This is a genomic window from Paucibacter sp. XJ19-41, from assembly GCF_028462495.1.
In the GTDB taxonomy this organism is placed as follows: domain Bacteria; phylum Pseudomonadota; class Gammaproteobacteria; order Burkholderiales; family Burkholderiaceae_C; genus Roseateles_E.
Window position 1 is genome coordinate 1 of sequence record NZ_JAQOWX010000178.1, and the last position, 7,742, is coordinate 7,742.

At 66.6% G+C, this 7,742-nt stretch carries 5 protein-coding genes and 1 pseudogene; 3 read left to right on the plus strand and 3 right to left on the minus strand.

The window, feature by feature from the left end; translation table 11 throughout:
* Positions 1-3,476, minus strand: a pseudogene (locus tag PO768_RS26885) (hypothetical protein); the annotation flags it as partial.
* 497 nt (positions 3,477-3,973) lie between these two features.
* Between PO768_RS26885 and PO768_RS26890 the strand changes: the two are divergent.
* Genes PO768_RS26890 through PO768_RS26900 form a run of 3 tightly spaced genes read left to right on the plus strand, consistent with a single transcriptional unit; the run spans position 3,974 to position 6,945 of the window.
* Positions 3,974-4,930, plus strand: coding sequence for a glycosyltransferase family A protein (locus tag PO768_RS26890; protein ID WP_272648507.1), 957 nt, complete (start codon positions 3,974-3,976; stop codon positions 4,928-4,930).
* Complete coding sequence (locus PO768_RS26895; RefSeq protein WP_272648508.1) at positions 4,920-5,594, plus strand: acyltransferase; 675 nt, start codon at positions 4,920-4,922, stop codon at positions 5,592-5,594. The genes PO768_RS26890 and PO768_RS26895 overlap by 11 nt, the downstream gene beginning before the upstream one ends.
* A gap of 1 nt (position 5,595) precedes the next feature.
* Positions 5,596-6,945: a bifunctional glycosyltransferase/class I SAM-dependent methyltransferase gene (locus PO768_RS26900; protein WP_272648509.1), complete on the plus strand. Its 1,350-nt coding sequence runs from the start codon at positions 5,596-5,598 to the stop codon at positions 6,943-6,945.
* Here PO768_RS26900 and PO768_RS26905 read toward each other — a convergent pair.
* A complete protein-coding gene (locus tag PO768_RS26905; RefSeq protein WP_272648510.1) occupies positions 6,926-7,213 on the minus strand; it encodes a DUF4936 family protein in 288 nt (95 codons plus the stop codon). The two genes, PO768_RS26900 and PO768_RS26905, sit on opposite strands and share 20 nt — an antisense overlap.
* Positions 7,210-7,742 (minus strand): CAF17-like 4Fe-4S cluster assembly/insertion protein YgfZ (ygfZ, locus tag PO768_RS26910; RefSeq protein ID WP_272648511.1); only part of this gene is annotated, 533 nt, incomplete at its 5' end. The genes PO768_RS26905 and ygfZ, both read right to left, overlap by 4 nt.

Here is a 7,742-nt window from a genome sequence, read left to right on the forward strand (position 1 = left end):
TGGTCGGTTGACAGGGCACGCAGCTGGCCGCTGGTGAGGGCGCGCAGGTCGTCGCTCTCCAGGGTGGCGATCTGGCTGGTGGTGATGGCCGAGATCTGGGCCGAGGTCAGTGCCTTGAACTGGTCGGTGCCCAGGGCGTTGAGGTCGTCGCTGTTGAGGCTGGAGACCTGCGGGGCCGAAGTCAGGGCTGCCACCTGCTGGGTGCGCAGCGCGCCGATCTGGTCGGAGTCAAGGGCGCCGACCTGGTCGGTGGACAGGGCGCGCAGCGCGGCGGTGGACAGGGCGCGCAGGTCATCGGTCTCCAGGGCACCGATCTGGTCGGTGGAGAGGCCGCGGACCTGCTGGGTGGACAGGGCACCGGCCTGCTCGGAGCGCAGGGCCTGGATGTTGTCGGTGGACAGCGCACCGAGCTGGTCAGAGCTCAGCGCCCGCAGCTGGGCAGAGCCCAAGGCACGCAGGTCATCGCTCTCCAGCGCCTTGATCTGGTCGGTACTCAGGCCGCCGATCTGCGAGGTGCTGAGAGCGCCGGCCTGCTCCGAGCGCAGCGCCTGGATGTTGTCGGTAGAGAGGGCACCGATCTGGTCGGAACCCAGTGAGCGAACCTGGGCGCTGTTGAGCGCGCGCAGGTCATCGCTCTCCAGCGTGGACACCTGACTGGTGCTCAGTGCCGCAATCTGCGTCGATGTCAGGGCCTTGAACTGGTCGGTGCCCAGGGCGTTCAGGTCTTCGCTGCCCAGGCTGCGCAACTGCTGGGTGGCTAGCGAGGTCACCTGCTCGCTGCGCAAGGCGCTGAACTGATCGGAGCCAAGTGCGCCGAGCTGATCTGTCGACAGGCTGCGCAGAGCGGCGGAGGACATGGCCCTCAGATCATCGGTCTCCAGGGCTGCCATCTGGTCAGTGCTGAGCCCTCGCACTTGCGCCGTGCCCAGCGCCGCTACCTGCTCGGAGCGCAGCGCCTGAATGCTGTCAGTGGACAGCGCCGCGATCTGGGCCGTGTTGAGCGCTCTGAGCTGCGCGCTGCTCAAGGCGCGCAAATCATCGCTTTCCAGTGTGGCGATCTGGGCCGTGCCGATCGCTCCGATCTGGGACGTCGTCAGGGACTTGAACTGGTCGGTCGTCAGCGCATTGAGGTCGTTGCTGTCGAGGCCGGCGAGCTGTGGCGAGGATGTCAGGGCAGACACCTGCTCGGTGCGTAGCGAGCCGATCTGGTCGGAGTCGAGCGCGCCGATCTGGTCGGTGCTGAGGGCGCGCAGGCTGGCCGAGCCGAGGGCGCGCAGGTCATCGGTTTCCAGCGCCGCCATCTGGTCGGTGCTCAGGCCGCGGACTTGCTGCGTGCTCAGTGCACCGACTTGCTCGGAGCGCAGGGCTTGGATGTTGTCGGTGGACAAGGCGGCGATCTGGTCCGAGTTGAGGGCTCTGAGCTGAGCACTTCCCAAAGCGCGCAGATCGTCACTTTCCAGTGTCGATATCTGGCTGGTGCTTAGGCCGGCGATCTGGGCCGAACTCAGGGTCTTGAACTGGTCGGTGGTCAGGGCATTCAGTGATTCACTGCCCAGGCCGCTGATCTGAACGGAGCTCAGCGCCAGGATCTGCTGCGAGCCCAGCGCCGAAATCTGATCGGAACTGAGAGCCTGCAATTGATCGGAACTCAGTGCACGGACTTGGGCGCTGCCCAAGGCGCGCAGATCGTCGGTTTCCAGCGCAGCCATCTGATCGGTGCTCAGGCCACGCACCTGCAGCGTGGTCAGGGCGCCAACTTGCTCTGACTTCAAGGCCTGTACGTTGTCGGTGGACAGCGCGCCGATCTGGTCGGTGTTGAGCGCACGCAGCTGGGCACTGCTGAGGGCACGCAGATCGTCGCTCTCCAGAGTGGACACTTGGGCTGTGCCCAGGGCGGAGATATGGGCGCTGTTGAGGGCCTTGAACTGGTCGGTGCCCAAGGCGTTGAGATCCTCGCTGCCGAGGTCACGGACCTGGGCAGTCGTCAGCGCGGCGACTTGCTGCGTGCGCAGCGCGCCGAGCTGGTCGGAGTTCAGCGCGCGGAGCTGGTCGGAATCAAGCGCACGCAGGGTGGCCGTACCCAGCGCGCGCAGGTCATCGGTTTCCAGCGCACCGATCTGGTCGGTATTCAGGCCGCGGGCCTGTTGAGTGCTCAGCGCGCCGACCTGCTCGGTGCGAAGCGCCTGGATGTTGTCGGTGGACAGCGCACCGATCTGGTCGGAATTCAGTGCCCGCAACTGGGCGCTGCCCAGGGCACGCAGGTCGTCGCTTTCCAGCGTGGACACCTGGCTGGTGCCTAGCGCGGCGATGTGACTGCTACCGAGAGCCTTGAACTGGTCGGTGGTCAAGGCGTTGAGGTCGGCGCTGGCAAGGTCTCGGACTTGGCCGGAGCTCAGGGCGGCGACCTGGCTGGTGCGCAGCGCGCCGATCTGGTCCGAGTTCAGCGCGCCGAGCTGGTCGGAGTCGAGTGCACGCAAGGTCGCGGTGCCCAGGGCGCGCAGGTCGTCGGTCTCCAACGCGCCGATCTGGTCGGTGCTCAGGCCGCGGACCTGCTGGGTGCTCAGCGCGCCAACCTGCTCGGAGCGCAGTGCCTGGCTGTTGTCGGTGGACAGCGCACCGAGCTGGTCGGAGCTCAGCGCCCGCAGCTGGGCAGAGCCCAAGGCACGCAGGTCATCGCTCTCCAGCGTGGACACCTGGCTGGTGCCTAACGCGGCGATATGGGCGCTGTTGAGGGCCTTGAACTGATCGGTGCCCAGGGCATTGAGATCTTCGCTGCCGAGGTCACGGACCTGGGTGGTGCTCAGGGCTGCGACTTGGTTGGTGCGCAGCGCGCCGATCTGGTCCGAGTTCAGGGCGGCTATCTGGTCGGAGTTCAGTGCACGGATCTGGGCGGTACCCAGGGCACGCAGGTCGTCGGTTTCCAGCGCAGACGCCTGGTCTGTGCTCAAGCCACGCACCTGCTGCGTGCTCAGCGCGCCAAGCTGATCGGAACGCATCGCCTGGATGTTGTCGGTGGACAGGGCGGCTATCTGGTCGGAGTTCAGCGCGCGCAGTTGGGCCGAGGACAGCGCGCGCAGATCGTCGCTTTCCACGGTGGCGACCTGACTCGTGGTCAGTGCGGCAATGTGACCGGTGTTCAGGGCTTTGAACTGGTCGGTGCTGAGCGCATTGAGATCATCGCTGTCCAGACCGCGCAGCTGATTGGTATTCAGCGCAGCCACCTGCTGCGTGCGCAGACCGCCGATCTGGTCGGAATTCAGAGCGCCGAGCTGATCCGTGCTCAGAGCGCGAACGGCGAGCGTGCTCAGGGCTCGTAAGTCATCGGTCTCGAAGAAAGACAGCTGCTGACTCGACAACGAGTTGATGGCGAAGGTGCCCAGTGTCGCGACTTGGCCGGTGGTAAGGGCGGCCAACTGGTCGGAGTTGAATGCGGCCCAATCCTCGGTCGTCAGTCCGGCCAGGGTTGCGGTGGGCAACAGAGCGATTTGCTGGGTCGGCAAGTTGGTAATGAGAGAGGCCATCTTTGACTCACTGGTTTGTTTGCTCGAGGTCCGCAGCTTTCAGCCTTGGCATCGATTGGTGGCACGGACTGCCACGCAGGTTGTTACATGCCGGGCACGGTATCCCGCCCAAGCTTTGCGATCAGGGATCCTGTTGCCGGATCGGTCGCGAAATCCGGCAAGTCAGCACACTTCGACGGATTCCGGCACCCCGAAGGGTCAGCGCAAAAGCCATCAACTCCTTCGGGTTTTCGACCGGCAGCTCGTCAACTTGAGGGCGATCGACGCACCGCCGTGACCTGCGCGGGTCATCGGACGCAGGCCCACATCAACACAGGCTGGATGCTAGGCGGCAGCTACCATCGGCAATCGCTGTAACAACTTGAGGATTGCTTGGCTATTTGGCCCATGAGACCGGGCCTGCAGCGATTTAATGCGCAGCATGGCCACACCGGCCGAGCGAGCCTGCGCGCATGAAAATCACGACCCTGATCCCTGCCTACAAGACCAAGTACATCGTCGAGTTGCTGACGGCCTTGCGCGTGCAGACCCGGCCGAGCAGCCGCATCGTGATCTCCGATGACAGCCCCGGTGGCGAGTTCTCTGCCTTGCTGGAGTCCGCGCCGCTGCGCGGTCTGCGCCAGGGCCTGCCCATCGAGGTTCACCAGGGGCCGCGCAACGGGGCCTACGAGAACTTCAAGCACCTGGCCGGGCTCTGGGGCTCGGACTCCGAGCTCGTGCATCTGCTGCTCGACGACGACGTGCTCTACCCCGAGTTCTATGAGCGCCATCTGATTGCCCATGTCAGCGGCCGCTATTCCTGCAGCATCAGCGGTCGCTGGACCGCCAACGAGAGCGGCCAGCCCATCGGCGGTCAACCGCTGCCCAAGGCGGTCGCCGGCGCAGGCGAACGCATCCTGTCCCTTAACGACGATGTGGTCTTCATGACCACCGTGCCCTGGTGCCGCAACTGGTTTGGCGAGTTCTCCAACTGCGTGATGAGCGCCGAGAGCGTGGCCCTGCTGGCCAAGCCTGCGTTCGGTGGCGTCTCCTATGCGGGCCTGTGGGACCTTGGTTTCTTCCTGGCCGCCAGCATCCAGGCGCCGATCGCCTACATCCAGGACCGGCTCGGCTGCTTCCGCACCGGCGGCGAGAACAACTCCTCGCAGTTCTTCGGCAAGTTCATGAAAGCGGCCCATCTGGGCTATGCCGCACTCGCCCTGGGCGGAGCGCGCATCGGCAAGCTCAGTCGGGATCAGGCCCTGCTGTGCTACCGCGGCATCGCGCCCGCCCTGCTGCAGCGCTACGGCAGCCAGGAGGACATGCTGCCCTTCTGCGCCTTGCTGGCCCGCATGGCCGAGGGCGACACCCAGGCCGAGACCGAGTTCGAGCGAGCCTGGGCCCAGTACCTGCATGGCCATGGCTTCTGAGACCGGCATGCAGCGGCGCTACCAACGGCTGGTGGGCCTGATCACCGCCAGCAAGCCGCTGGATCTGGATGCTTGGACCCGCATGCTGCTGGTGCAGTACTTCTTCCATGTCTCGGACCGCCAGCGCATCGAGATCCATGGCGAGGGCCAGCGTTTGCTGAACCTGCTGACGCCGACCCACTTCAAGGGCCAGGGCCGCATCCGGCTTGCCACCACCACGGTGTTTGGTGTGCCGCGCTCGCCGGGCAGCTATGGCGCTAGCTACATCGAGGCGCGCACACCGGACTCGCTGATCGATATCGGCCCGGGCACGGTGTTCAACAACCGCTGCGTACTGATCTCCGAGGGCGCCAGCATCCGGTTCGGCGCCAACTGCCTGATCGGTCCGGAACTGCATGTGATGGACAGCAACTCGCACGACCTGGTGCTGGAGCGGCGCCGCCAACCCGACCCGCGGCCGGCCGGCGTCGAGATCGGCGACGAGGTCTTCATCGGCTCGCGCGTCACACTGCTCAAGGGTGTGCGGCTGGGACGCGGCTGCATCGTCGGCGCCGGTGCGGTCGTCCAGCCTGGGTTCGAGGCGCCCCCCATGTCCATTCTGGCCGGCAATCCGGCCGTCATCGTCGGCCAGGCGTGCAGCGCCGAAGCCACACCAGAGGTTTGATATGAGCATCCAAGATATCGCCGTCGTGGCCGTTTCCTACAACTCGGCCGAACTGCTGCAGGGCATGCTGGCCTCGCTGCGGCGCTTCTATCCGAACCGTGTGCATGTGGTGGACGGCTCCGACGCTGAACATCTGCCGGCGATCCAGGAGGTGGCGGCCGGTTTTGAGGATGTCGAGCTGCATGCGATGGGCTACAACATCCACCACGGACCTGGCATGGCCTGGGCCATCCAGCATCTGGGGCTCAGTGGCCGGGTGCTGTTCCTGGACACCGATATCGTAGTGCTGCGCGAGGGCTTCCTGGAGGCGCTCAACGAGGCCTTGCGACCTGGCGACTACGGGGCCGGCGGCGTGGCCTATGTCAACCGAGAAGGCTTCGACATCGCCTACGGCTACGGTGCCGTCCCCTATCTGCATCCGCCCTGCATGCTGTGCAATATCGAGGTGATGCGGCAGTGGCCCCTGCCGATCAAGCATGGCGCGCCCATGGTGGCGCCCATGCTGGCCTTGCACGATGCGGGGCGCTCCGACCTGCTGCGCAATCTGGACTGGGCGAAGAACGATGTGCTGATGGGCACCAGAAAGGTCTATGTCGACCATATCGGCAAGGGCACGAGCACGGCCACCGGCGGCTACCACCTTGAGGAGTGGATGGCCGAGGTGCAGACCCGCCAGGCCGCCAAGGCCGCCCAGCCGCCGGCCCAGGGCTACAACCCGGACCTGCTGGCCCTGATCCCGACCCAAGCCAGGACCCTCATCGAAGTGGGCTGCAGCACAGGTTCGCTGGCCCATGCCCTCAAGCGCCAGCGCCCCGAGGTTCACTACCTCGGACTGGAACTCGATCCCAAGGCCGCCGAGATCGCCGCACAGCACTGCGACGGCATGGTCAGCCTGGACATCGAAGGTGCCGACGAGTCGCTGTATCGTGACTACGCAGACCGTGACTGCTGGATCTTCGGCGATGTGCTGGAGCATCTGCGCGATCCCTGGCGGGTGCTCGGCCAGATCCGCAAAGTGCTGCCCGAGGGTGGCTGCGTGGTGGCCAGCGTGCCCAATGTGCAGCATTGGAGCGTGCAGGGGCGCCTGTCGGTGGGCGACTTCCGCTACGAGGGCACGGGATTGCTGGACCGCACCCATCTGCGCTGGTTCACCCGCGTCACGCTGTTCGAGCTGTTCCAGTCGGCCGGCCTGCGCATCGAGGCCGGCGTGCCGCGCATCTTCGACGAGCCGGGCCGCGAGCCTGTGCTGGCCGCGATCCGGCAGATGGCCATTGCGATGGGTCGCGACCCCGAGGGGGCGGTGCGCGACGCCTTGCCGCTGCAGTATGTGGTCAGGGCGGTGCGGGCCTGAGGGGCAGGGTCTCGAAGCGCTCGAGATGGCGTGGCCCGCTGACCAGACCGGCCATGGCTGACGCCACCCTTTGCTCGACGGCATCGGCCTGCGCCACATCGGCGCCGTAGACCTCCATCCAGGTCAGCAAGGACGCAGCGAGCTCGTGGCGCTGCAGCAGACGCACCGGCGCCGCCCCCCGGGCTTGCTCGAAGGCCGAGCGGGCAGCCTCGGCCTGCGCGGGCTCCAGCCTGTAATAGACATAGAGCTCCACCCCCACCTGGCTCACTGCGGCTCGCCCACCGGATAAGGGAGCGCGCGCGGACTCAGCGCCGGGCCCTCGGCGCTGCCCAGATGCAGGCTGCCGGCCTCCAGCGCCGCCAGCTTGACCTCGGCCAGCAGCAGGGTCTGGCCTTCCCGCCGCGCCATGGCCGCGACCAGACCGGCCGGCTGGGCCGGGTCTTCGCTGTGGAACAGCTCCTGGCCGATTGCCGCCTGGGCGGCGCCCTCGGCGGCAAACATCAAGGTGCGGCGCTTGACCGTGCCGCGGTACTGGCTGCGCGCCACCACCTCCTGGCCGGGATAGCAGCCCTTCTGGAAGTTCACCCCGCCCAGCAGCTCCAGATTGAGCATCTGCGGCACGAACTGCTCGACCGTCGCGCCGCGCACCCAGGCCAGACCGGCCTGCACCTCCAGCCATTGCCAGTCGGCCTCGGCCAGCGCGGGCAGGGCGGGGGCCGGGGCATGCGCCGGCTGCAGCAGCGCGTAGCGGGCCGCTCCGCCGGCGGCCTCGGGCAGTTTCACGACCAGGGCCGCGC

Bases quoted from the DNA above. Each gene is read 5' to 3' on its own strand.
- PO768_RS26900 (WP_272648509.1), top strand. From the start codon at position 5,596: ATGAGCATCCAAGATATCGCCGTCGTGGCCGTTTCCTACAACTCGGCC.
- PO768_RS26895 (WP_272648508.1), top strand. From the start codon at position 4,920: ATGGCTTCTGAGACCGGCATGCAGCGGCGCTACCAACGGCTGGTGGGC.
- PO768_RS26890 (WP_272648507.1), top strand. From the start codon at position 3,974: ATGAAAATCACGACCCTGATCCCTGCCTACAAGACCAAGTACATCGTC.